Genomic DNA, 26,508 nt, shown 5'->3' with positions numbered 1-26,508 from the left:
ATCAGTTAATCTCCTGTTTTCTCTGGCTATAAAACCTCTAAAATTGCCTGTGCCATATCAGATAAAGGAATTTGGCGATCGCTTAACCCCGACTCCACCACCGACCGAGGCATTCCGTAGACAATACAGGTTTCCTCTGATTCGGTAAAGATCGAACCGCCAGAAGACTTAATCCAGGCTGCACCCTGTTTCCCATCGGAACCCATTCCGGTCATCACAATTCCCAAAACCCGATTGCCATAAACCTCGGCCGCCGATTGAAACATCACATCAACCGAGGGACGATGGGGCATATCAAAGGGTTGGGCAGCTAAACGGGCCACCACATGATCGCCTTGACGTTTAAAGGTTAAATGACGTCCGGCGGGGGCGATAAAAACCATACCCGCAGAGATAATTTCCCCATCGGTTGCTTCTACCACTTTCAACTCAGATAATTGATCCAATCGTTCCGCATACATTTTGGTATAACCAATGGGCATATGTAAAACAATGGCGACGGGGATGGGAAAATTACTGGGTAACTGCGGAATTAAAAAGGCTAAGGCTTGGGGGCCGCCGGTGGAAATTCCAATCACAATTAAATCCGTAACACTCGTATGGGTTAGGGCTTGAATTGGATGTGTTCGATCGGTAGACTTCGCCAAAAAGGGAAGGGGAAGACGCTTAAGGGGAACATTGGCGGCGGCTTTGACTTTATCAATTAATTCTTCCGCCAGTTCATACATTTTTTCTGTCGCTAAAGCCGTAGGTTTATGGACAAAATCCACCGCCCCCGCATCTAAAGCCGCTAAGACCATTTCCCCTCCTTCGTTGGCAATACTGACCACAATCACCGGGATGGGATGTCGTTCCATTTGTCGCCGCAGAAACTCCACCCCGTCGATTTTAGGCATCAATAAATCTAGGGTAATCACATCGACTTGATCCGCCATCTGTTCTAGTTTGTCTAGGGCTTCTTCCCCATCGTGAGCCGTTCCTACCACTTCAATAAAAGGACTGCGAGACAGCATTTGTTTAATCACTTTACGCACATAAGCTGAATCATCAACCACTAAAACTCGAATAATTTGACTATTCATTGTTATGCTCCTTGGTTATAAAAATTTAGATTTATACCTAACTATAAATTTAGCATTTTTGCTTTGATTTTGCGATTATTCTTTCTCATATTTTAGCTGAAGAAAAAGAGTTTTATTTTTTTTGTTTTGCATAGACAAATGACCCATCAATTTCCTGTAACTCAAAATTTGTTTTAAGTTTAAGTAATGATTCCGAAGCACTCAAAAACAAATAACCTGGGTTAAACATTCTTTGATAAAAAAAATTCACCGTCTTTGAAATAGAAGCCTCAGAAAAATAGATAAAAACATTCCGACAAAAAATAAAATGAGCCTGGGCTAAATATTGAATATCTGATTCTACCAATAAATTATTCACCGACCAATGAACTCGATTATGAATCAGGGGAGAGATCTGCCATCCTTCCTCATGGGCAGAAAAATATTTGGCTTTTAAGGATTCAGGAAAACCACGAAAGGAGTATTGTCGATAGACTCCCGATACAGCCTTATGAATCGCTCGCGAAGAAGCATCACTCGCCCAAATTTCAATCGGAATCCGTTCAAACCAACCCGCTTCATGTAAGGCGATCGCAATGGTTAAAGGTTCTTCTCCCGTTGAACAAGCCGCACTCCAGATCCGCAGGGGTTGACCGGGATAGGAAAGGTTATAAAACCGCTCTAAATATTTTGGTAACAACACCTCAACTAAAACTTTGATTTGGTCATACTCTCTCCAGAAATAGGTTTCCTGCACCGTTAAAGCATTAATCACTTCCTGCCATTCGACCGATGCTGATTGATCATATTTTAGCAAATAATAATAGTCTAAAAACGATTCTAAACCCAGTTCTTTTACTCTAATTGATAGCTTATCTGCTAACATTGTCTGTTTGGAAACACCATAAAACAATCCAGTCCGTTCATGGATTAGATCTCGTAAAATTACAAAGGTATTATCGCTTAAATCCAGAGGTTCTGAAGAAAATTTCATATCATAGTAGTAATCAGTAATCAGTCAGCAGTTATAGCAAGAGGCAATAGGGAATAGGCAATTGGCAATAGGTAAATACTTACTGTGAGCAGCTTTTGGCTTTCGAGAATGTCCTAATAGATGTGGCGACTGCTATATCAGTTATTAGTTATTAGTTGTTAATTGATAGTTACTTTTACATGATTTCATTTCTTTCACTGATAACTGTTGACTGTTGACTGATAACTCTTAACTGATAACTGTTAACTGTTAACTGATAACTGATTATTGGTGTATTCCTTTTTGAGCCGCTCGACGAACCGCGGCAGAAGCGTCATTCCGGGCTAATATTCCCAACTGTTCAGTGCAAGAACGATTACCCAGGTAGACCAAAGCGTTAACCGCAGCTAAACGGACGCTTTGATCCTGGTCATTCAAGGCACTAATTAAAATTTCCGAAGCAAAAGGATGTTTGAGGCGTTTGAGGACTTCCACCACCGCACAGCGAACCGCCGGATGGATATGCTTTAACCCCTGACTAATCCCCTCAATATAGTCCTCCTTGATGGTGGAATTATCCAAATTGCGAGAAGCCAAGGCTAAAATACAAGCCTCCCGACTGCTCGGATCAACCGATAATTCCAATAAAGCCGCGATCGCCTCAGAAGTTCCCATCCGCGAGAGGGACTCAATCGCCGCCTGAACCACTTTTTCCTCCGGATCAGCCGCAGCCATCCATTGCAAAGCCACTCCCGCCTCCTCTCCTCCCCGTTCTCGAAAGGCGTGGAGGGCATCCAAACGCCGTTCGGGATTCGTCGAATTCAAAGCCATCAATAACGGAGCCACCGCCTCGGGACTATCAATACGTCCCAAAGCAATCACCGCAGCCCTGGCCACATCCCCATCCCCGACATCAGTCCCCACCAAAGAAGTCAGTAGAGGAATGGCCCGTTCGCCCCCAATGTAACCTAAAGCCGAAGTTGCCGCCGCCCGCACAGGATAGGCAGAGTCCGTGACCACCAGACGCTGTAAAATCTCAAACACCGCCATCAGGGTTTCATCCTCAGCGATTACCAACTCAGTTAAATCCAGACGGCCAATCGAACGGGAGGCTTGATAGCGTACCCAAGAATCCCCATCCCGCAAAGCCGTCAATAGATGAGGGAGAACCACCGTTGTCTCCAAATCCCCCAAGGCGTGGGCAACGGCGGCCCGCACCGCGGGAACCTCCTCCCTTAAAGCCATCACCAAAAGGGGTAGAACCCGTTCATCCTCAATGTAGGGTAAATGCTCAATCGTCGCCCGTCGAACCTTCTCCTCCGGGTCATGGATACAGTTTAAGAGGGCTTCGATACACTCACTGAAGGCAAAATAGCCCGCAATCTTAACCGCCGACTCCCGAATAATTGGATCAGGGTCGGCGAGTAAATGCAGAATTCGTTCAGGTAAGGCAGGATGACCCAGGGAATTTAAGGCAGCGATCGCCCCCAAACGCACCGCCGAATCGGGATGTCCCAACAGATTCAACAAAGCCTCAAAAGCTCTAGCATCACCAATTTGGGCTAAAGCAGCCGTGGTCACCATCACCAATTCCGCATCCTCCCCGAGTAAATGGGTGAGGGCTGGCACCGCCTGATTGCTGCCAATCCGACCCAGTACCGTAATCACAGCCTTCCGCGTTTCCAAATCCGGGGCATCTAATTGGGCAATTAATAAGGAAGTGATGGAACTGCCAAACTTCACCAAAGCCTCAATAATCGGTTCTCGTAACTCGGCATTATTCAATAGTTCCGTCAGAGCAGCCGCCACATTTTTCCCATCCAACCATCCCAGAATCAGGGCAAGGGACTGTAATTCCTCGGAATTTGAGGTTTTAATCACATTGAGTAGGTTCTGAGTTCCTAGCTCATCAACGGCACGGCGGGTCAGATCGGCGATAAACGCTCCCTCCCCAAATTCCTTGTGATAGCGGTGATAAATCTTAGCTAAGGCGATTGCCAAACCCCCTGCCGAACAGGGAAAGTTGCTGCTATCCGGTTGATTCAGAAAAGCAGCCATGGGTGTAACCACCTCCGCATCGCCCAAGACCCCCAAGACCTCAGCCACCTGATTTCCCAGAAGTTCATCACTCAATAGGTCAACAATTCGAGAACCAATGGTGGTGTCTCCAATTTTCATCAGGGCTTCCAAAGCCGGGAAAGCCAAAAAGAAATCCCCAGAATGAGCAATTTCAACTAACTTATCCACCGCCTCCGTCGCCCGCAGATGTCCCAGGGATTCAATCGTGTGATAGCGAACATTCACATTCGGATCGTCAAGCACCCGAATTAAAGCCGGAATAGCCCTGGGGTCGTGGCGCTCTCCCAAAGCTAAAGCCGTATAAATCCGTAAATCTGGGTCGGGGTCATTCAAACAGCCCACCAACGAAGGAATCGGATCAATATGGCTGAGAACCAAAACCTGAAGCACACTATTGAGAATATCGGGATTGCGGTGTTGTTCTCGCAGCAGGCGCAACAAATCCTGGGTTAAGTTCGGATCATCCTGCATAGCCAAGCTATCGACGGCTTCCCGACGCACCCGCCAATTCAGAGTTTTTTGGATTAATGGCATTAAACGTCCTGCGATAGAAAGATCTCCAATTTGCATCAGGGCATCTAAAGCAGGAAACGCCAGGAAAAAGTCTTGGGATTGAGCAATTTCGAGCAGGGGATCAATGGCGTCTCTCGCTTTCAAACGTCCTAATGCTTCAACGGCATGATAGCGAACATTGGTATCCGTATCAGCTAAGGCTAAAATCAGGGCAGGAACGGCTCTTTGGTCGTCCCGTTGTCCCAGGGCTTGGGCAGCATAAATTCTAAGTTCCGGGTCAGAGTCGGTGCAACACTCAATTAAGGTTGGGATTAAATCCACCCGACTGAGTGCCAAAACCTGAATCACACTATTAACAATTGTGGCATTGCGGTGTTCTTGACGCAAAAGCCGTAACAATTCCGTGTTAATTTCTGGGTTGTAACTGGCAGTTAACTGCTGCACCAGTTCCTGTCTAATCTGCCAATTGTTTTCTTGCAGGGCGTTCATGAAGTCGGTGGTGTTAGAAGATACACCTTGGCTGAGGTTCTCGGACACCGAAAACAGTAAATTCTGATGCTGTTCGTTCGTCAGCCTAGAATAAGAAGCATCAAAGGCTGACGAACTTTCCCCCCGTGGATAAATTTGGGAAAGATCCGCCTCCCGTTCCCGTCGAACCGTCACATCCTCGATGGTGACAATGGTTCCGACAATCATATTTTTTTCCCGCAGGGGGGTAATAGTAACCCGTTGCTGCATATATTGAAAGTGCTTAGACGAGATCAGGGGGGGACAGGGAATCAGGTATTGGTGGAAAGCTGGAGCCATGGTTTCCACCACTCCCTGAGTGAGTACCCGTTGAAATCGTTCTAATAAACCCCGTTGTTCTAAATCAGGAATTAGATCGGTAATTCGTTGGCCACAACTAATGTCTGCACCAATTCCGGTCAGTTCCAATAATCGGGAATCCCAGGAACGGATGGTTAAATTTATATCGGTTGTAAAAATACCAATAGTCATATTTGTTACTGAGGTGTCTTAGCTAGTAGTGAGGTGTTCACGCCTCAATCTGGTAGTGAGGTGTTTACACCTCAATCTCTCCTTGCCTAATATGTTAAAGACAGCCCTGAAGGGCTTACTACATTGAAGTTAGGGTTTGGGAGCGGTCTAGGAGAGTTTGTACGGCAGCCATAATAGTTTTGGCACTTTGTAGATGACGTTGACTGATTTGGCCAAAACTCTCTAGGCCTTCTAGGACTTGCATCGAAAGATTAGAATGTTCAACATTTGAACTCCGAATTAAATTAATTTTCTGGGTAATACTCTGAATCGCTTTTTTCATCTGTTGAATCGCCTTCGACTGTTCCCTCATCGCCGTTGCCACCTGTTCCGACTGGATTCGCACATTATCAACGGCCAGGGTTACCTGAGAGGCAATCGTTGCCTGTTCCGTCATATCCTTAGTCACACTATTAATCAGAGTCGCCAGTCGTTCTGCCTCCTTCGAGATTTGATCGACCGCCACCGACTGTTCTCGGATCGCCCGGGAAGTGGTCATCACCCCCCGCCGCATCGACTCCACCGCCTGCATGATTTGAGAAGCCCCCTTATTTTGTTCAAAGGTAGCCTTGCGCACCTGTCCGGCTAAATTTGTCGTATTTTGAGTCGCTTTAATCACCTCCCGGGCTGCCCGAGCCTGTTCATTCATCGCCTGGGTGACTTGTTTAGCGATTTGTTGCATTTGTCGCGTCGAAACCACAATCCCCTGGGCGGTTTTCGATTGCTCTATCGTAGCTTTAGCCACCTCCCTAGCTTGGTTAGCCGTTGTATTAATCGAATTAACTACCGTTTGACCTGCAATCATTTGCTCCTCAGAAGCCACCGCAATTTGACTCACCAATTGGGTCGTTTTTTCAATCCCCGATAGAATTTTTTTCAGTCCACCCAATCCCTCCTCTGCTAAACCGCCGCTATCTTCGGCAACCCGTAGACCTTCATTGGAAGTATTCACCGCATCTTGAGCCACCACTTGCAGAGCCTTGATAATTGCCGCAATATCCGATGTCGCTTGGGCAGCGCGATCGGCTAAATTTCTAATTTCCTCAGCCACCACCGCAAACCCCCGACCCGCATCCCCGGCCCGCGCCGCCTCAATCGAAGCATTTAAAGACAATAGGTTAGTCCGTTCCGAAATTAAATTAATCGTATCGACAATACTACTAATTTCATTGGTACGTTTGCCCATATCCCGAATTACATCGGAGGATTTCACCATGGACTCCCGCACCCGACCTAACCCTTGAATCGCCTTTTCCACGGTTTTACCCCCCACCTCCGCATCCTGCATCACCTTGCGGGTAATTTCATCGGCCTGTTGGGTGAGGGTGCTAATCGAACGAATCGAGCGATCCAACTGTTCGGCGGAGATAGCGGCATTGGTGGCGGCTTCGGTAATTCGTTCCGCATTTTGGGCTACCCCCACCACGGATTGTGCCATTTCCTCCATGGAGGTGGAGACTTCCTCCACGGTGGCAGCTAAATTTTCGGTAGTAGCGGTGACTTGTTCAATCGAGGCGGCCATTTCATTAATTGAAGCCGTGGTTTGTTCCGAAGCAGCGGTTAAGTCATCGGCGTTTTGGGCAACTCCCCCAATGGAACTGGTCATTTCCTCAATCGAGGCGGCGGTTTGGTTGACAGCGGCAGCTAAACTCTCCGTATCCGCACTCACACTTTTAATGGAGGCGGCCATTTCCACCATTGATGCGGTGACTTGAGAGGCTGAAGTTGCCATTTCCTGAGCACTCCCGGCCACATTATGGGTGGAAACGCTACTTTGTTGGACTGAAGTAGCCGTTTGTTTCACCACCGTTGCCAGTTCGTTACTACTGGCGGTGACTTGTTCAATCGAGGCAGCTATTTCATTAGTCGAAGATACTAATTCTTCCCCTAAAGTCTCAACGGATTGGCTCTGGGAAACCGTTTGCTTTAATAGGGCGACCAGGGTTTGAACTCCCGTGCAATTCTCCTGTGCCAAGCGACCTTGGGATTCCATTCCCAAACTTAGATGTTCGGTATTTGCTAGTAGATCCTGGGTTTTAATCAGGATTTGCTGATTTTCCTCCCTCATCTGTTCGACTATCCGATCAGATACCATAGAGCCGTTGCTTTTTGATGAACTTTTGGAGGAATTTTTGTCATCTTTTTGTTGTTTACTGTTAATTTTAGACATGATTTTTTCCTCAGTGGTTTATATTTATTAGTGGTTTTTTATATGGGGTCGTAATTCCTCAGTCAATCCATTAACTTTGATACTGCTGAGGTGTTTACGATTCTCTCTTTTGACTAAACATTTAGCATAACTCAGTCCTGAAACATCACAATTTTTCATTCCGTTTCCCCCCGACCCCCATGGAACCTGTACTGAATTCAGAGATGGGTTGTTGACGTTTGATTTTAAAGTCCTCGGCGACCGATTCGTCATTGAATAATTCTTCAACATTGAGAATCAGGACAACTCGTTTTTCCAGGGTGGCAACCCCGGCTAAATACCGACCGCTTAAATGGGACATTCCCTCGGGGGGAGGTTGAATGATGTCTTCTGATAGGGCTAAAAATTCCCGGGCGGTATCGACAATCACTCCAACGGTACGATGATTAGTCTGAATCACTATTAGACGGGTTCGCAGATTATAGGCGGTTTTCTCTAGTCCAAATCGGACTCGTAAATTAATCGCCGGAATCACTTGTCCTCGGGAAAATACTACCCCCTCCACAAAGGGTAGGGTATTGGGAACGGGGGTGATTTGTTCGATCATTTCCATTTGCTGCACAACTTGAGAGGAAATTCCATAGGTTGTGTCAGCTAGTTCAAATAAGATATAGGTTTGAGTGGAAGTCGTAATGTCTGACATTTGACTGTTCAAGGGGTGAGATGTTGATGGTTAATGGTTATTGGTGAGCAGCAGCGATCGTGATCGGGTTGTACCTACGGTTGAACATCGTAGGACGGCGGCCACATCTAAAATTAAAACGACGCGCCGATCCCCGAGTTCCGTTGCTCCGGCGATTCCCATTACTTGGACTAGGGGATCGGTCAAGGGATTCACCACAATTTCCCTTAATCCTGTTACCCGATCCACCACCAGAGCGACGGAGTTTCCGGTGCTCCCTACGACGACGACTTGGTAGGTAGGGGAGGGGAGGGTAGGGGGAGCAGGGGGGGCAGGGGGAGCAGGGGGGGCAGGGGAGGGGAGGGTAGGGGGAGCAGGGGGGGCAGGGGGAGCAGGGGAGGTAGGGGAGGGGGGAGAGATGGAGAAAATTTTGGCGAGTCTAATTAGGGGTAAAACGGTGTTGCGATAACTAACAATTTCGTTATGCTCAAGGGCAATAATTTGTGATCTAGAAACTTCTAGCACTTCCTTCACGGTGGTTTGAGGAATGGCAAAGGTTTGTTCCCCAACGGTGATAATTAGGGCATCTGTAATTGATAGGGTCAGGGGCAGTTGAATGGTAAAGCGAGTTCCTTGACCTTTATGGGTTTGTAAACTCAAAGAACCCCCTAATTCCTGAACTGTATTTTTCACAATCGCCATTCCTACCCCCCGTCCCGAGATTAAATCCGCTTCCGTTTTTGTGGAAAATCCGGGGGAACACAAAATATCTAATAAGACCATCATATTATAGGGTTCGGGCTTTCCAGTTTCCCTGATTTCATCGACGATCTGGCTATCAATTCCGGCTCGCTCAATGACAGTTTCAAGATCAACACCGCGACCATCGTCTTCAATTTCAATAATCACGGTTTCTCCGGCGGTGATGGCCTTGAGGGTGATGGTTCCTTGGGGGGGTTTTCCGGCGGCGGAACGTTCGGCGGGGGATTCAATCCCATGACTCACGGAATTTCGGACTAAATGGAGCAGGGGATCGAGCATTCTCTCCACAACGAATTTATCAATTTCGGTTTCCTGGCCGCTAATCTCTAGGGTGACTTGTTTTTCACTGGCCCGCACTAAATCCCGCACGACAAATTGCATCCGGGCAAAAATTTCGCCAATGGGAAACTAAACGGACTTGCATCACTCCCTGACGCAAATCTCTTAATTGTCGTTCGAGCATGAGGTTGATTTCCTGTAGGGCTCGGGTTTGGGGAGCCTTCAGATAAGTGGCGATCAATTGCAGATAATCTTCTAAACGACCACGACTAATCACTAAATCTCCGACCATGCGCATCAAGTCATCCAGTTTGGGTAACTCGACACGCACGACGTTGGAGGAGGGAGAGAGGGGGATGGAGGCAGGGGGGACGGGGGGAGTAGGGGGAGCGGGGGAGGCAGGGGAGGTAGGGGGGGCAGGGGAGGCAGGGGGGGCAGGGGGGGCAGGGGGGGCAGGGGGGGCAGGGGGGGCAGGGGGAGCAGGGGGGGCAGGGGGAGCAGGGGGGGCAGGGGAGGTAGGGGGGGCAGGGGAGGCAGGGGAGGCAGGGGGGGCAGGGGGGGCAGGGGGGGCAGGGGGGGCAGGGGGAGCAGGGGGAGCAGGGGGGGCAGGGGAGGTAGGGGGGGCAGGGGAGGCAGGGGGGGAGTTTGTGGTTTTTAGATAGGGTTGCCAAGTTAAGCCATATTGATCGGTTTCTTGAAGGGGAATTTCACTGGAGGAGGTTGCGAGAATCAGATCAAATAGGATTTTATTTCCCTGGCTCATCCGGGGTGCAACATAAATTAATCGACCCAGGGTTTGTAAATGTTCTCGAATGGTATTGACTCTAATTCCTTGTTCGGACAGTTGGGTAGTTGGTGAAAACACAAAATGCCAGAGGTTTTCCCCGTGGTTGATGGCTTCGTTAAGTTCGTTTTCTTCCTGGGGTTTCAGTTTTAATTCTACTGGGGTGACTAAGCCAGAGGGTTGATTTTCCAGGTGTTCGCCCGGAATTACCGCGGCAAGTTGGTTGATGATGTCGGTAATATCCGGTGGCGGGGTTTGAGTTCGTTGACTACTGATCACTTGTTCGAGTAGTTTTGTTCCTGTGATCAGGGCATCAAATCCTTGAGTGGATAAAACAATTTGTTGATCTCGTAATACCCGTAAATAGCTTTCCATTTCATGGGCTAATTCTTCAGCTAAACCCACTCCCACCATTCCTGATAACCCTTTTATGGAATGGAAACAACGGAACAATTCATTGAGGCTAGAGCGCTCAATATGAGATTTATCAATCCAGGATTCAAGGGTTAGAAGTTCTCGTCTGACGACGGCTAAATGTTCTTCACATTCTGCAAAATAATCTTCTAAAAAGTCCCCAAAAAAATTATTTTCAGTTGGGTTAGACACAATAATCAGTTATCAGTTATCAGTTATCAGTTTAAGAGGTTTCAGTGTTCAGTTTGGGATTTTTTAGTAATCGGGACGAGAGCCATTGGTTATCAGTGTAATTTCTGCTAAGGATTAGCTTAAGATTTAAAACTTAATTTTTGACTGATTCTATGATTACTTTTACACTGATCATTGATTACTGATGACTGACCACCGAATTGAGTAGTTCTTTAATTTGACCGGCGAGGAATTTAGGTTGAAAGGGCTTGGTTAAATAGCAAGCTGCGCCAGCGGCAATCGCTTCGCTGCGACTATCTTCATCGCCTTTGGTGGTGAGAATCACAATCGGGGTATCGTGATAACTAGGATGGCTCAAAACGAATCTTAGAACTTCCAACCCGTGCATATCGGGCATATTCAAATCCAAGATCATTAAATCAAAGGGGGCAATTTCGATTTTTTCAATGGCTTCTAAACCATTCCCGGCTTCGCTAAAACTGACATCGGTTAAATCTCGCAAGGACGCGATGACCATTTTTCTCATCGTTGCTGAATCATCAACGACTAAAACACGTTTCATAACCTGGACTCCTTGAGGGGATAAGGCACAAATAGTTTGCATTTTCATCACTCACATATTGGCATAGTAGATGCCGACTTTAATATTCTTACAATCCCATCAACAACAAGGAGAGAATAGGAGGAATGTTTTAAGGTGTCGACCTAGCCATTTCAGGGACAATCAAGACTAGAAAAATAATGGGATTACTCCTGAATTAAAATTTTTTGCTTTTGTTGATTATGCCGGCTATCAACCAGGACAGCCCTCCCCCTAAAAATCACCGTATCTGGATTATAAATCAACTCCTTCTATAAATTATCAACTCTGTTTGAAAAGTTAACAGTTGACCATTTTCCATCGGATTAAATTTGTTTTGGAATTCCCTTTTGGGACATGAAATCCCCCTGGTTTGCTAATCTTGTCTTCTCCTGGGATGATGAAGTCGCGTTAAACTGTAAATAGAGGTAATCAAAAACCGTACACCGTCAAAGGAAGAACAGCGTCATGGGATTATTTGATCGCATTAGCCGTCTTGTCAGAGCCAATTTGAATGATCTGGTCAACAAAGCCGAAGATCCAGAGAAAATTCTGGAACAGGCGATCATTGATATGCAGGAGGATCTGGTGCAGTTGCGTCAGGCCGTTGCTCAAGCGATCGCCACTCAAAAACGTAATGAACAACAGTATAATCAGAACCAGTCCCAAGCCAATCAATGGGAGTCTCGCGCCAAGTTAGCCCTGCAAAAAGGGGAAGAAGGGTTAGCTAGAGAAGCCTTACAGCGCAAAAAAACCTACACGGAAGCGGCTAATACTATTAAATTGACTCTGGATCAACAATTGGCTCAGGTGGATGCCCTCAAACGCAATTTAATTCAGTTGGAGAGCAAAATTTCCGAAGCCAAAACTAAGAAAAATATGCTCAAAGCCCGGGCGCAAGCAGCTAAGGCCAATGAGCAGTTACAGGGTTTATTGGGGGGGATTAATCCCAGTGGAGCGACCGCAGCCTTTGAACGGATGGAAGAAAAGGTGATGCAGTTGGAGGCTCGTTCCGAAGCGGCCAAAGAATTGGGGGGTTCGGATTTTGAAAGCAAATTTGCGGCTTTGGAAGCCGGAAGCGATGTTGATGAAGAATTAGCTGCGATGAAGGCTCAGATTTCCGGTGGCCCGGCTCCCCAGTCCCTACCCCCAGGAACAACAGCAGCAACCCCTAATATTCCTGTGGATGATGAGTTGGAAAAGCTGAGAGAGGAGTTGAATAAAATGTAAGCCGGAATTCATGGGTTTTATAGGGTTTGGGCTTTTTGTCAGGGGTCAAGGGTAACGGAGTGTTAAAGTCACCATTGACTCCCGAAGGTTGATGGAAAGCCCTTGTCTGGAAATAGGGGAATGGGTAATTACGAATTACGAATGGGGGATGGGTAATACTGCTATTTTCAGAAAACTCCGATTCCTTGAGTCATCTTTTAAAATTTGGTTGTATAGTGATAATGGGTTTGATCCGGTACTTATACTTAATGACTGAATCTGCTCCTTGATTTAATTTTTATTCCCTACTTTAACTTAATGATGGCTAAGGTACGTTTACTGATTCTTAGTTCCTTTGCGGCGGGCTTTGGACTTTGCTCCATTGTTTTTTCCGTTTTTACAATGATTTCTGAATTTAATTTTTCTACGGTATTTAGATTTATTTTAACCCTGGGTTTTTTTGTAATTAATGTCTTATTTTCTTTACATTACTATGGCTTGATTTTCAAAGAATTTAAGCTAATTAATAAAATGAAAGCTCAATTGAAACGATTTAATTATAATTTTTAATTAAAGTTTGGGCGATCGCTAACCTAAAATTAGAAATCGGTTAAAATTAAATCTGTTCATCTCCAGAAATTTGATTATGTTAGATACTCTTAATGCTTTATTCGGTCGTCACCCAGAACGAAATCAAGCTAACGTAGAAATTTATACTTGGCAAACCTGTCCCTTTTGTATTCGAGCTAAACTTTTATTGTGGTGGAAAGGGGTTAATTTTACAGAATATAAAATAGATGGGGATGATGCCGCCCGAACTCAAATGGCGGAACGGGCAAATGGACGACGCACAGTTCCCCAAATTTTTATTAATAATCAACATATTGGCGGTTGTGATGATCTGTATCAATTAGATGGAGAAGGAAAATTAGAACCCCTATTAGCTGAACCTGCTCTATAAGTTTTGGGGCTTTAGCCCCCTCTTTAATTCGGGCTAAAGCCCCACAACGGACTTTTTTAACTCCTTAGCCCAATAACTTAATATTTATTTACAAAAGTTGTAATAAATTCATAATGTTTTTTTTGATTAACCAGATGTTAAATTGTGGCAAAAACACTTTAAATTAATAGAGTAAGCGAATCAAGAAACCGTAAACTTAAAGGAGCAGCATCAAGTCCCAATAGAATCGATTCAATTTCTATTGATCTACAGCCAACGAATTCGTTAAATTTAACAATTCCTTAATTTTTGGGACTCCATCCTTAACGGTTGATCCTGATTTTTGGGGGATAAACCCTCAGAATTGGTAATTTAGTAATTTATATTTGTGGAGCAAAAGATATGTCAGAAACTGTCACAAACTGCCGTAATATTGCCATTGTTGGCCCCTACTTAAGTGGAAAAACCACACTTTTAGAGAGTATTTTATCGGTGAGTGGAGCCATCTCTCGCAAAGGAACAGCTAAGGAGACAAATAGGGTTGGGGATAGTTCTCCAGAAGCGAAGGAACGGAATATGAGTGTAGAAGTTAATGCCGCTAGTACCGAATATGGCGGCATTCGTTTTACCTTTTTAGACTGTCCTGGTTCTGTGGAATTTACCCAAGAAACCTATAATGCTTTAATCGGAACTGGATTAGCCATTGTGGTTTGTGAAGCTGATCCGGGCCGGATTTTAACCCTATCTCCTCTGTTCAAATTCTTAGATGATTGGGAAATTCCCCATCTGGTTTTTGTGAATAAAATGGATCGGGTTTGTACCGATGAGGAACGCTGTGTTAACAGTTTTACTGAAATCTTAAACGCCTTAAAATCCGTTTCCACCCGTCCAGTGATTCCCCAACAATATCCTATTGGTAACGGGGAACAATTAGTCGGTTTTATTGATTTAATTACGGAACAAGCCTATCATTATCATTCCGGTGCTCCTTCTGATCCCGTCCCCTTTCCAGAATCTTTAAAAGAGGCTGAACACCTCGCCCGGCAAGCAATGTTAGAGGAATTAGCCAATTTTGACGATCATTTATTAGAAGAACTATTAGAAGAAATTGAACCGCCTCAAGATGAAATTGTTAAGGATTTAAAAATGGAATTGGGGGCGGATTTAATTGTCCCGGTGTTAATAGGAGTAGCTGAACAGGATCATGGGGTACGGGCGTTATTGGATGCTTTGGTTCGGGAAGCTCCAGAACCCACCATTACCGCAGAACGTCGGGGGCTAAAATCCTCGGAAAGTTTACCTATTGCCCAGGTGTTAAAAACCTATTATACCCCCCAAGGCGGTAAACTTTCCCTGGTGCGGGTTTGGCAGGGGGAACTGACCGAAGGCATGACCTTGAATGGGGTACGACCTGGGGGAATGTATCGGATGACCGGACAACAAGCCCAAAACGTACAAACGGCACAAACTGGGGAAATTGTGGCTTTGGGACGGATGGAAGGAATTCAAACCGGAGATACCTTAACTTCCGAACCCAATGCTTTAAAAAATCCCTTGCCAAAAGCGGCTTTACTTCCTGCGGTTTATGGCTGGGCAATTACTCCCGAAAACCGCAAAGATGAGGTTAAAATTAGTGCGGCTTTATCGAAAATGTTAGATGAAGATCCGGCATTAAATTGGGAACAAAATAGTGATACCCACGAAATTATTTTATGGGGTCAAGGTCAAATTCATTTGCAAGTAACTTTAGATCGGTTACGGCGTAAATATAATTTACCCATGGTCACCCATTTACCGAGTATTCCCTATAAAGAAACGATTCGCAAAACTACTAATTCCCACGGCCGTTATAAACATCAAAGTGGTGGTCATGGACAGTTTGGAGATGTGTATTTAGATATTAAACCTCAGCCTCGCGGGGAAGGGTTTAATTTTGGAGAAACTATTGTGGGGGGTGTGGTTCCCCGTCAATATATTCCGGGGGTGGAAACGGGAGTCCGAGACTATTTAAACCAAGGGCCGTTAGGGTTTCCGGTGGTAGATATCGCGGTAACTTTAACTAATGGTTCCTATCATGCGGTTGATAGTTCGGAACAGGCTTTTAAACAGGCTGCCCGGTTAGCGATGCAGTCGGGAATGGAGAAATGTGAACCAATTTTATTGGAACCCATTACATCGGTTGAAATTTGCGCGCCCAGTGATTTTACTTCCCAAATGTTTCAGTTAATTACTGGACGACGGGGGCAAATTTTAGGTTACGAACCGATGTCGGACTGGAAGGGATGGGATAAAATTTCTGCTTATATTCCGCAAGCAGAAATGCAGGATTTAATTGTAGAATTGCGTTCATTAACTTTAGGAGTGGGTTATTTTAATTGGCAATTTGATCGTTTACAGGAAGTTCCTGAAAAGTTAACGGAACGGATTTTAGCAACGGTGAAGGGAAATGGCAATGGTAATAGCAAATCATAACTTTTAAATCCAAACAGGGGAATTACAAGAAATTGGTATTTTCCCCTAAATTAATCGTAGAGTCTATCTGTCCCCCTGAAGAAATTACCCATTTGGAACCATTTGTGTTCGTCATAAAATTAAGCTCTAAGAATCAGCAGATATGTTATTAAGAATGGGTTTGTACACAGGACTTACGCAATTACGCTATATCAGGACTTACGCAAATTTTGGGATGTAACCCCCTAGATTTAGGGGTAATTCATGAATTACCCCTACTATTGATAGCGGTGATGCGTAAGTCCTGAAAATAACACAGCCGACCAAATTACAACAGGCTTCATTAACAATCTTGGTATTGCAAACCCAAAGAAAACGTGATCGCTAATTCCTATAATCGCACCACAACCGCCCTATTAATAAAGTGGCGCGGGGATTCCATCTTCATTAAATACCCCTCCCCCAGATGTATCCGAGTTCAGACGTATCGCTTTATTAATCAGATCTTCGGTAATAAAATCACAGATAAAGATGTTAAACCCTCCTCGCCAGTCATATAAATATTCATTTAGAAGAGGGTTGAGCTTTTCAGCATACGTTTTGATGCTCACATCTGGTCCCACTAAATCAACCAAACTTCCTAACCCAGGAATACTGCCTCCAATTGTTCGAGCAGTACTCAGGGTCATCACACCTTGAAGAACCCACAATTTTTCGTTCCCTTTCTCCTCCACTTGCTCACTCAAAAAATTGGTAATTTCCTCCGGATCGCCTGATTGATAAATTGACTCCTTGTAAGGAGAATCAATATCATCCCAAACAAAGTCTTTAATAAAGCTGCTGATAGAGTTGTCAGTGTTATTGTAAGAAAAGTCTGATGAAATAATTACTCTTTGATTCGTTTCTACCATTTCTTTGATTGTTGGCAGAACTTCAGCATTAGGGCGTTTAGCTATCCATGATCCCAAGGAATTTCTAACCTCCGATAAAAAATTTTCATAATCTCCTTGGTTGAAATTTTGCCAATGGGTGACGTGCAAAATTACTATTTCTTTTGAAAAATCTTCCAAAAAAGTCTTGAGTGGTTTGAGGATATCATTCAAAGTGACTACAAGACTTTTAGCAAGTCCATGATGGACATGATATCCAGTAGGAGTACAGATAAATCGAAGGTCAAAGTAACGTACTCCGAATGATAATTGCTCTGCAATAGACTTTTCCTGAGTTTTTATTGAAACACTGTCAAACGCATAGCATGCGCTATCATGAGTACCAGGAATAACAATTTCATTGAGACGACGATTTTCGATAAATGAATAAATTCTTTCCATCCAGCCTTGTTTAATATCTCCTTCAAAGTTTCCTTCTCCCGTATACATATTTAATGCTCCTCCTGTAATTGATAAGGTTGGGTGTGGTTGATAAATCTAGCCACCTGTTTAAGATTGGCTGTAAGTCGAGTAAATAGTTGGATTAGTTTTGAGCAAAGGCGATCGCTCTTCTGAATAGGGGTTATTAGACTGAGGAGCGATCGCCTTTTTGATGTGGAAAGTTACTCAAGAAAGAGAAACACCGCTTGACCCGTTGATCGGATTTCTGAAAAGCTTTATACAGCTTTTTAACAAAACCTAACAACCTTTGGCTTTTAGCACTTAGTCATTAATTTCAAACACCCAGATTGGTTTGCCATCTTTCTCAGTGATATAAGCCCGATTTGTGTCTACTGATTTATCGCTGCTATCGCTCATTTTATCCCAGGTTTTTTTCGGGTCATCACTCAACTCCATCGCGATCTTTCTTGAACCAAGCGTGGGATAGGATGCTCCTATGACAATTTCTCGGTGAGGCAAAGCGTATTTAGCAGCAAATGAAAAGGTTTTTGCTTTCATGAGCTTTATATCAATCATCTGGGGTGCGATATCCTCGAAAGGCCAATTGGAGGAATCGTTATATGCTCCAGTGCGTTTAAGTGTATAGATAGTGTTGTTGCGAATGATGAAGGTGAAATCATTTCGGCTCAGAAGTTCCGATATTCCTCCCCGAATATCCCCTAGACTATCCTGAAGGATATCGACAGTTTTTTGTATGTCAACGTCTTTGACCGGAATAGAGACACCTTCACTATTTATTTTTAAATCAGACATTAGATATCCTCCTGAAGTTAATTCAGAAATTTAACGTGTGTTCTACTTATAAGACGACTTAAACACTCAATTTGTGAATTTTTTGATTTTTGGTTTTTTCTTAAATTGGATTCATGCTATAGAACTTACATAAAAGATTGACTTTTTGATTAATCTCACTAAAAAAAACGATTGCTTTTCTGCAATCAATCAAAAAGAAGGAGTGATCGTCGCCATCATTCTTTAACTCAGAACTCGATAAAATCCCTTTGAAAATGCGCCTATCTTCTAGCAGAGATCAGCAGGCGTTGTTTGGTTTATATACTACACCAGTTTTTTTGTCAAGTAGGAAGTGGTATAATATATTCTTCATTGCTATTCCGACTTGGAATGATTGATTAACTCGGTTTCTGATCCGGTTCGGATCAGGTTAAATGGTCATTTGCGATCGCTTCTCGTGGCTTAAAGTCATTTGATTTTGAAGATTTTGAAGAAACCTTTAACGGATCATGAGGTTGATTGTCTTCTCCTGAATATTCATTAAACTGCTTTCTCAATATTGACCGAGCTTGAGAAATTCGCTTCCGAACATTTGGATTGGAAATATTCAATTTTTCAGCAATTTCTGAATAAGAAAGTTCTTCCTGAACGTGCAGGATAAAAGTCTCTCGCAGCCGAGGGGGTAATTCTTGAATAGCCCCCAAAAAAAAATTTTCCACTTCTTGCTGCTACGCAGCAAGAAGTGGATTTTCTTCTTGACTAACCCATTGATTTTCTAACTCAACATCCATCTCGTCTAAACTCTCAACGGGTTTTCCTCCTCGATTAAATCTTCGATGAATATCCATACAGACATTATGGGTTAATCGAGTCAGCCAAGCCTTAATATTTTTAATGGCTCCTTTTCCGGCTTGGATCTTTTCCCAAGCTTTCAACATTGCTTGACTGAGGGCATCTTCGGCATCAATAGGATTACCCATCCAATAAAGACAACGACGGTAAAGATAATTTTGATACTTTTGCCATAACTGCCAAAAGCTTGTAAAGCTATTAGGATAGGCAGAATCTGGGACAGATAATAATAAGTTGGATTCTGGACAATTAAATTGCATCATTATTCTGATGAAAATTGGACACAGTACAGGGAACCAACAGCATCACTTCAGTGACGAAGGTAGCTATTAGGAAGGTCATATTTCTAAGGTGCTGGCTACAAGGAATTTGACAAGAGTAGAAGCAAGAAAGCTTTTACAGACCGGATTTTGGTTTCTGCGGTTGTAACTTGAATTCTCTGCCCCGGCTGAAGATACCCTGAAATGATAGCCAAAATGTCGTTGACCGACAAGCAAAAATTATTTTGTCATCTATCTAAGGATAGATCATAAGAAAGTTACTTAACAATGTCAAGTCGGTACTGCGGATTTTATTAACTTGACGTGAGTTCGATGGAGTGCGATTATTCTAAACTACAATCAGAATAAAAAGCCTAAGTGGAACTTAGGGGCTTTAAACCCAAAATTTTCGCTAAAGGCCCTAAAATTTAAAATCTAAAGTTCATTTGATCCAATAATAGCAGGCGGCGGCTACGCCATCACACTCCGTCAAACTCACGTTGAATTAATATTTTTAGACTTCCCCAATACCGCTAGATCTCTATTTTTTCTGGTTTTCAAAAAAGCAAACTAAAGATTATGGGTTAAACCAAGTCTAATGCTCTGTGTTATTCGCGTAAACTCAAGTCGGTTGACCGATAACGAATCAACTCTTACACTGATAACTAATAACAGATTACTGAAACCAATGGACGAAATCGCAAAGAAAATTGCTGGTCTGGGTCTTCCCGGTATATTTCTTTTGATTCTCACTGTCTCATCAGCCGGAAGTAACGCTGCCATTGCTGCTGCTCTGACAGCCATGGGAGGGCCCTTTGGGATTGTTGGCGGCATAGGAATACTGGGTCTAATGACGGTGTTAGGAGATACTGTCGCCGGATATGGAATTGAAGCTGTTCTTCATGCTGTCTATGCAGAACGCAGTAAAACTGAATCTGTCAGATATCTCCTGAAAGAAATCCAAGATTTACCCATTTCAGACGATCTCAAACTCAAACTCAAAAATCAACTTAGCCCAGACGTACAAACTCGGGTGGAAGACGTTGAGCCGATAAAAATAGTTGAAATCGTTGAAGATTGATTTGAATGATACCTTCGTTTAAATTTCAGATAAAATCCTAGTTAATTAAGCGTAATCACGCTGGTATTGCTGCCGACAGGAAAATGGCTTCTGACCCCGATTATGTCGGATTAAACCCTCAAAAGCCATTATTTGTCTATTTTATCCTAGAAAAAATACTTTAATCCCATTAATTATTTTGTTCTTATATAAAAACTTTAAATCCAGCCTAAATGCTCTTTAACTGTGTTCATGGCTATTCTAATATTACTGGCAGTAAAGGATATTTTATAGGGATTATTCAGCTTTTTCGGGTTAGGGTCAAGGGTAATCACATTTCCTTGCCAAAGTTGACTTTCCCTTGACCAGTCGAGGGCGGCTAATTCAGAGACTTTTTCTAAATCAAAGGTATGGCTATATTGATCATAGGTTAGATGTAGTAACCGCCCTAAAATTTCTAAGCCCATACTGACCCCTAGGATATGTTTTTCTTTAAAACTATCAATTTCCTCAATTGTTAATTCTTCTTTAGGAGTTTGGGCAATATATTGAGTAGCAGGGCATTCTGCAAAAAACTGATTTAAACAACTGGCTAATTGTTCGGACGCCATATCAACATCATAGTCGATTAATTCATCGCTGGAATCATCTGTAAATACACAACTGACAAACTTGACAATATAATTCATCGTATAAATTAATTTCTGTTTACTCGCAGGAGTGGCTTTAATTTTCTCGGTTTTGTCCTTAAACATGAATACCGAGTCAACTAAATTCTTAGTAATCCCAATTCTGCCGGAAAACTCTCCAAAGGAAATTAATAAAGATTTATCTAGTTGTTTAGTTTGTGCCATATCTCTAAAGTCGGTTTGACATTGATTAAAATTACTTTCTAATACTAAGGTAATGGGAAAATCATGGTCGGCAATGAGTTCGGCTGTTGATATATCTTCTATTAATTCATGAATCGCTCGTTTCCGGTGTTGACCATCGGTAATATCTAGTTTAGTCGTGCGGGGGATAATGACAAAACAAACCCCGCGACCTAAATCTATTAATTCAATTTTTCCTGGGTCAACATTAGCGGTTAAAGTTCCAATAATCCAAGGTTTTTCTTGGCTGACTCGTTTTGTAATATAGTCTTTAATTTCTTGGGTATGACCTTTAACTTCCGGGCGGTTTTTACCGGAATCTGGGTTATTATCTAGGGAAGGTTGGGCTTGCAATAGGGTGGGCAAATCAAAGGCAGGGACGTTAATTTGAATCATTTTCCGTTTGCCTTGTTGCAACAGTAAGCCAATATAACACTTTTGACGGTGATTTTGAGTAAAAAGGGGTTCTAAGAGGGAATCAATTCTCAGGCTTAATTCTGAAAGGCTATTATTATTTGTATTCATTTCAAGGCAACTATAAAAAAGGTTAATGAGCTTATTTTAAACCTTTTTCTGACATTTGTACAACCTAATTTGTTATTTTATTTTTCTGGAAATCGTTGTTTCTTTTAACTCAATTCTTTTTAATATTCTCCGCATATTTACGGAGTTAATTCTTGTTATTGGAATCGGTTTTAAGTGTTGACTAAAAAATCAAGAGTAGGGGCGTGTTCACCCATAAGAATATTGTCTCCCAGGCGGCGGGTTTTGTCAACCCCCTTTCCAGAAAAACGAAATTTTTTTGAGTGGAAAGAATTTTTTTGACCGCAAAATATTATTGTCACCACCAAGAGGTTATAAGATTTCGGGTAAACCGACCTCTTTGGGTTTCACGAATTTACCGTCAAAACTGACGGCTTTATTTTCAAATGTCCTGGCATCGGCTAGGGCTTTGCGTAACTCGGCGCATTCCATGGGTTGCTGCATTCCTCCTAATAAATAGATGAGTAACTTGGCGGCTAGGTCTTTTCCGGCGACTCTGACCCGGCGTTTATTGGGGTCATATAATATTCCATACCAGAGGGAGTCGGGATATTCCATGCCGCTAAACCCCCCAGACCCATCAAAACTTTTTAATTTCTCGAAAATCTCTGCTAGGGGTTGTTGTTGATAAAAGACTAATACCCCCAGGGCGGCGGCTACGGCCACTTGTCCCACGGGGCGAAATAATATATTTCCTTCTCCTGGGGGTTTTTCAAAACTAAACCTGCGCAGGTCGGGGGTTTCCCAACGGTCTTCTAAGCGTTGATAGCTGGGTAAGGTTGCCAGGGCATCAAAAAGTTGTTGTAATTCCTGAATACCTGTTTCTAACTCCTGGGTTGTGGGTCGCACGGGGACTAACCCGGGTTTGGGGGCTTTCCAGTGGGGAAATTTGGGGGTTAAATACCGTTGACCCATATCCGTTAGGGCTTGCAGGGTGGTTAATACGGTTGACTTGGAGGCGACGGTGGCGCTATCCCAATTAATTCTAGGGTGGCGTCCGGGTTTATCGATAAATAGAGGATGGGAAACGACGACTTGGCGAGTCACAATAGAAAACCCATCATCTTCGTCTAATAGGGCTAACTGGCCCTTACTGAGTTTAACGGCCATTAAGTTAACGTGAACAAAAATAGACCTCACCCGTTGTCTAGCTTGGGCGCGGGTTTCTCCTTTAACAACGGCGGGAATAAATTCTACTCCGATGGTTTCTTGAGAGAGTTGTTGTAACTGTTGGGGGGTGATACCGATTTTTTGGGTTAACTCCTTAACGGTAATAGCATCGCCGATGGGTTTTTTCTGTTTGGTGTAGGGTTGCAGGTGTCCTGTCCGTAGGAGTTGCATTAACCCTTGTATCCCCATCAGGCGATGTTGTCCATCGAGGGCAAAGATGGAGACGTCCTCGGACATTTGCAGGAGTCCGAGTTTTCCTTGGGTATCGAGGGGTAAAAAGTCGATGGCGGACTGGGTGGCTTGGCCCTGTTTATTCCATTGGGGGGCTTGGGGGTTATCGACCCAGGAGGGACTGAGGACGACTAACACGGCGGGGAATTTATGGTCTTTGTGGTTGGTGAGATATTGGGTGAGGGTGGCTTGACGTGACCAGTCGAGGGGACGCTGTAAGATATCGTCCACGGTTTCGGTGTCTCTTTCGACGTTTCCTGCGGGGTCTAAATGGGGTTGAAATAGGGGCAGTTGGGAGGCGAAACCAACTTTGGCCGCTATCCATTCTAGGGTGACGGAGGTGATAAAGGTTTCGGTTTCGGCCATTTGGGTTTTGTGGGCCAGGATGCGATCGTTGTTGTAGAGGGGTTTGAGGAGATCGGCGATCGCTTTTAAGTCTTGTTGGAGTGGGTCGTGGGTGTTACTTGGCATTAGCTTGTCAGGATGATCAATAGGCGTTACACTACTTTAAAATGGTTTTTAAAAACTTGTTATTAATTTTTAAAAACTTATTCCTAGTCCTGATTCTACCTAATTAGTGGGGTTTAGGGAATATTTTTTATGGCTGAAGGGGGCACAATGACTACAGGGGGACAACCAGAAAGTAAAAATCTAGCTTACTATATTAATTGTTTCTCTCAAATTCAGGTCTATAAAAATAACAAAAAAGGTGGCGAAGCACTTAACCAACCTATTCTACTCTTATCGGTAATTGATGCAATTTCACAAGGTTTGATTAAAGAAAACCTTATTTTGATCTCTGATGATTTGATTGATACATTTAAGAAATACTGGTCTGTTTTAGCTTCTGATCCATTTAAAGGTAGTGATTTTGCCTTACCGTTTTTTCATCTCAAGAATGGTAAGTACAAATTTTGGCATCTTCAATTTAGTTCAGAATATGACGGAGGAAGACCCCAAACAATTCCCAAAATCAGAAAAGATGTTGATTATGCTTATTTAGATCAGGATCTTTTTAACTTTATTCAAGATCCAAATAGTAGAAAGGAATTGATAGATAGTTTAATTAATGCTTGGTTTACTTCAAGTCAAAAAGCTATAGAAGAAATATTGAAAATCAACCAAGATTTAGAAAATTTTAGCTCAGATGATTTAGAAACAACTTCTGAATCTGATAATACAGAGAAAAAAAAAATAAAGTTTTACCTTAAAAAGTCAGTTGTTAGAGAGGCATTTTTCCGTAAAGCTGTTGTACATCTTTATGATTATAGATGTGCTTTCTGTAGATTACGGGTAACTCGCTCTTTAAGTCAAAGCCTTGTAGATGGCGCACACATTAAACCCTTTGCTAAATTTTATGATAGCAATATAAAAAATGGAATTTCACTTTGTAAAAATCATCATTGGGCTTTTGATCAAGGTTGGTTTACAATAGATAATAATTACAAAATTATCATTGCTCAAGATTTAGATGAAGATTCACCCTATAATAGAGACATGAAAGAATTTCATGGGGAATTAATTTTTTTACCTAATTCCGAATTAAATTTTCCTCGAATGGATTCACTAATATGGCATCGCCAGAATATATTTAGAGCATAATTAAAGGTTTATTATTAAAACAGAGGTATTAAAATGACAGAAACTCTAATCGGTATTGAATCTAAAAGCACAGTTGAACAATTCATTGATGCTGTTGAAATATTAACTCAAGAAATCCAAGATTTATACTTACAAGAAGAATGCCCTTTAATTATAGGATGGAGTGGTGGAAAAGATAGCACTTCTGTACTTCAAATTATTTGGAACTCTATTGCAGCATTACCCGTTGAACAACGGACAAAAACAATTCATGTTATTACTAATGATACCTTGGTTGAAAATCCCATAATTTCTACTTGGGTAAAAAGATCTTTAGAAAAAATGCAAGTAGCAGCGAAAGAACAGAAAATGCCTATAGAAACACATCTAACTTATCCAGCCATTCAGGATACATTTTGGGTGTGTTTAATTGGTAAAGGTTATCCGACCCCTAGACAACGATTTAGATGGTGTACAGATCGCTTAAAAATCCAGCCCGCAGATTCATTTATTCAAGAAGTTCTTAAAACTAATCGTGAAGCTATCTTAGTTTTAGGAACTCGCAAAACCGAAAGTATTCAAAGATCAATGAATATGGCAAAGCATCGAAAACGGAGAGTTCGCGATCGCTTAAATACAAATCCTCGTCGTCCTGATTGCTTAGTTTATTCCCCCATTGAAGATTGGCAAACTGATGAAGTTTGGATGTATTTAATGCAGTGGGAAAACCCTTGGGGTTTGGATAATAAAGAATTATTAGCAATGTATCGAGGTGCAACGGCCGATAATGACTGTCCCTTGGTTGTGGATACTTCTACCCCTAGCTGTGGAAGTTCTCGGTTTGGATGTTGGGTTTGTACGTTGGTAACTAAAGATAAATCAATGGAGGCAATGATTATTAATGATGAAGCTAAAGAATGGATGCAACCCTTATTAGATCTCCGTAATGAATTAGATCCTACAAATGATCGAGATAAACGAGATTTTAGACGAATATTTGGAAAAGTTCAACTATTTGAACGGAATATTGATGGGGAAATATCCGTCGAACCCATTCCGGGGCCCTATACCAAAAAATGGCGGGAACATTGGTTAAGACGGGTATTAGAAGCGCAACAACAAATAAGACAAACAGCACCCGAAGAATATCGAGATATCACCCTAATTACCCTAGGAGAACTGAGCGAAATTCGGCGAATATGGTTAGAAGAAAAACACGAATTTGATGATAGTGTCCCTAGAATTTATCAAGAAGTTATGGGAGAAACCTTTGAAGACCCCCGTTTGGGTGCAGGAAATACCGTCCTCGGTGCAGATGAATGGGAATTATTAGAAGAACTGAGTCAAGGAGATAATATGTATATGGAATTGATGGCAAAATTGATTGATACCGAACGTCAATATAAAACCATGGCCAGACGAAATGGTATCTATGATGATTTAGAAAAGTGTTTAGAAACCAGTTCTCGACCTCAAGAACAAGCTATTAATAACGCCCATTATGAACGCAATTTAAAAGAAGCCGCCAAAACCGGAAATGTTGAACAAGTCAAGCAGGCCATAGAAGACAAAAACCCCGAACCTCCACAACAGTTAAGTTGGGGAAGTTTGAAATTTCAAAACCCGACCTAACCCTCGTTCCCAGGGTCTCCCTGGGAATGACTGATGCAGGCTCCGCCTGCTATTATTGGAGGCGGAGCCTCTTTAAGA

The 26,508-nt window shown here is 43.0% G+C and carries 20 protein-coding genes; 6 read left to right on the top strand and 14 right to left on the bottom strand.

Annotated features, from left to right (window positions below):
• Positions 1–26: 26 nt before the first annotated feature.
• The 8 genes from AC2D3N_RS15030 to AC2D3N_RS14995 form a co-directional block, all read right to left on the bottom strand.
• On the bottom strand, positions 27–1,082 hold the full coding sequence (locus tag AC2D3N_RS15030; protein WP_484691343.1) for a protein-glutamate methylesterase/protein-glutamine glutaminase: 1,056 nt from the start codon (positions 1,080–1,082) through the stop codon (positions 27–29).
• Positions 1,083–1,194: 112 nt separating this feature from the next.
• Complete coding sequence (locus AC2D3N_RS15025) at positions 1,195–2,055, bottom strand: CheR family methyltransferase (protein ID WP_484691342.1); 861 nt, start codon at positions 2,053–2,055, stop codon at positions 1,195–1,197.
• Between the two features lie 264 nt (positions 2,056–2,319).
• Complete coding sequence (locus tag AC2D3N_RS15020) at positions 2,320–5,625, bottom strand: HEAT repeat domain-containing protein (RefSeq protein WP_484691341.1); 3,306 nt, start codon at positions 5,623–5,625, stop codon at positions 2,320–2,322.
• A 118-nt stretch (positions 5,626–5,743) separates the two neighbouring features.
• Positions 5,744–7,834: a methyl-accepting chemotaxis protein gene (locus tag AC2D3N_RS15015; RefSeq protein WP_079681465.1), complete on the bottom strand. Its 2,091-nt coding sequence runs from the start codon at positions 7,832–7,834 to the stop codon at positions 5,744–5,746.
• Positions 7,835–7,979: 145 nt separating this feature from the next.
• Positions 7,980–8,516, bottom strand: a complete 537-nt coding sequence (locus AC2D3N_RS15010; RefSeq protein WP_079681464.1) for a chemotaxis protein CheW — start codon at positions 8,514–8,516, stop codon at positions 7,980–7,982.
• Positions 8,517–8,546: 30 nt separating this feature from the next.
• Positions 8,547–9,638, bottom strand: coding sequence for a chemotaxis protein CheA (locus AC2D3N_RS15005; protein ID WP_484691340.1), 1,092 nt, complete (start codon positions 9,636–9,638; stop codon positions 8,547–8,549).
• On the bottom strand, positions 9,601–10,926 hold the full coding sequence (locus tag AC2D3N_RS15000; protein WP_484691339.1) for an Hpt domain-containing protein: 1,326 nt from the start codon (positions 10,924–10,926) through the stop codon (positions 9,601–9,603). The genes AC2D3N_RS15005 and AC2D3N_RS15000 overlap by 38 nt, the downstream gene beginning before the upstream one ends.
• 178 nt (positions 10,927–11,104) lie before the next feature.
• Positions 11,105–11,488 carry a response regulator gene (locus AC2D3N_RS14995; RefSeq protein WP_079681623.1) on the bottom strand — a complete coding sequence of 128 codons (384 nt, stop codon included), beginning with the start codon at positions 11,486–11,488 and terminating at the stop codon, positions 11,105–11,107.
• 486 nt (positions 11,489–11,974) lie between these two features.
• Here AC2D3N_RS14995 and AC2D3N_RS14990 point away from each other — a divergent pair, with 486 nt between their 5' ends.
• The 3 genes from AC2D3N_RS14990 to AC2D3N_RS14980 all read left to right on the top strand — a co-directional run bounded on the left by AC2D3N_RS14990 (position 11,975) and on the right by AC2D3N_RS14980 (position 16,127).
• A complete protein-coding gene (locus tag AC2D3N_RS14990) occupies positions 11,975–12,736 on the top strand; it encodes a PspA/IM30 family protein (protein ID WP_079681463.1) in 762 nt (253 codons plus the stop codon).
• A gap of 625 nt (positions 12,737–13,361) precedes the next feature.
• Positions 13,362–13,676 carry a glutaredoxin 3 gene (gene grxC / locus AC2D3N_RS14985; RefSeq protein ID WP_079681461.1) on the top strand — a complete coding sequence of 105 codons (315 nt, stop codon included), beginning with the start codon at positions 13,362–13,364 and terminating at the stop codon, positions 13,674–13,676.
• Positions 13,677–14,057: 381 nt separating this feature from the next.
• Entirely contained in the window at positions 14,058–16,127 is a 2,070-nt protein-coding gene (locus AC2D3N_RS14980) for an elongation factor G (RefSeq protein WP_484691338.1), read from the top strand.
• A 395-nt stretch (positions 16,128–16,522) separates the two neighbouring features.
• Here the strand turns inward: AC2D3N_RS14980 and AC2D3N_RS14975 are convergent, their stop codons facing one another.
• The 4 genes from AC2D3N_RS14975 to AC2D3N_RS14960 all read right to left on the bottom strand — a co-directional run bounded on the left by AC2D3N_RS14975 (position 16,523) and on the right by AC2D3N_RS14960 (position 19,344).
• A complete protein-coding gene (locus AC2D3N_RS14975) occupies positions 16,523–17,485 on the bottom strand; it encodes a phosphatidylinositol-specific phospholipase C domain-containing protein (protein WP_484691337.1) in 963 nt (320 codons plus the stop codon).
• 273 nt (positions 17,486–17,758) lie between these two features.
• Positions 17,759–18,250 carry a hypothetical protein gene (locus AC2D3N_RS14970; RefSeq protein WP_484691336.1) on the bottom strand — a complete coding sequence of 164 codons (492 nt, stop codon included), beginning with the start codon at positions 18,248–18,250 and terminating at the stop codon, positions 17,759–17,761.
• 404 nt (positions 18,251–18,654) lie between these two features.
• Entirely contained in the window at positions 18,655–18,948 is a 294-nt protein-coding gene (locus tag AC2D3N_RS14965; RefSeq protein ID WP_484691335.1) for an RNA polymerase sigma factor, read from the bottom strand.
• Between the two features lie 9 nt (positions 18,949–18,957).
• Entirely contained in the window at positions 18,958–19,344 is a 387-nt protein-coding gene (locus AC2D3N_RS14960) for an RNA polymerase sigma factor (protein ID WP_484691334.1), read from the bottom strand.
• 685 nt (positions 19,345–20,029) lie between these two features.
• Between AC2D3N_RS14960 and AC2D3N_RS14955 the strand changes: the two genes are divergently transcribed.
• The gene (locus tag AC2D3N_RS14955) at positions 20,030–20,422 is read left to right on the top strand and encodes a hypothetical protein (RefSeq protein WP_079681453.1); all 393 of its coding nucleotides are present in this window, start codon (positions 20,030–20,032) and stop codon (positions 20,420–20,422) included.
• A 197-nt stretch (positions 20,423–20,619) separates the two neighbouring features.
• On the opposite strand, the gene AC2D3N_RS14950 is transcribed toward AC2D3N_RS14955, so the two are convergent.
• Together AC2D3N_RS14950 and AC2D3N_RS14945 are read right to left on the bottom strand one after the other, a co-directional pair.
• Positions 20,620–21,798 carry a DNA sulfur modification protein DndB gene (locus tag AC2D3N_RS14950; RefSeq protein ID WP_484691333.1) on the bottom strand — a complete coding sequence of 393 codons (1,179 nt, stop codon included), beginning with the start codon at positions 21,796–21,798 and terminating at the stop codon, positions 20,620–20,622.
• Positions 21,799–22,128: 330 nt separating this feature from the next.
• The gene (locus AC2D3N_RS14945) at positions 22,129–23,688 is read right to left on the bottom strand and encodes a DGQHR domain-containing protein (protein WP_484691332.1); all 1,560 of its coding nucleotides are present in this window, start codon (positions 23,686–23,688) and stop codon (positions 22,129–22,131) included.
• 129 nt (positions 23,689–23,817) lie between these two features.
• Here AC2D3N_RS14945 and AC2D3N_RS14940 point away from each other — a divergent pair, with 129 nt between their 5' ends.
• Positions 23,818–24,819 (top strand): HNH endonuclease, encoded by a 1,002-nt coding sequence (locus tag AC2D3N_RS14940; RefSeq protein ID WP_484691331.1) that lies wholly within the window; start codon positions 23,818–23,820, stop codon positions 24,817–24,819.
• A 33-nt stretch (positions 24,820–24,852) separates the two neighbouring features.
• Positions 24,853–26,430: a DNA phosphorothioation system sulfurtransferase DndC gene (gene dndC / locus AC2D3N_RS14935; protein WP_484691330.1), complete on the top strand. Its 1,578-nt coding sequence runs from the start codon at positions 24,853–24,855 to the stop codon at positions 26,428–26,430.
• Positions 26,431–26,508: the final 78 nt, after the last annotated feature.

The organism is Planktothrix sp. PLAVEN19ND (assembly GCF_057220675.1).
Note: the sequence above shows the minus strand (reverse complement) of the source record. Positions and strands in the feature narration are given on the sequence as shown.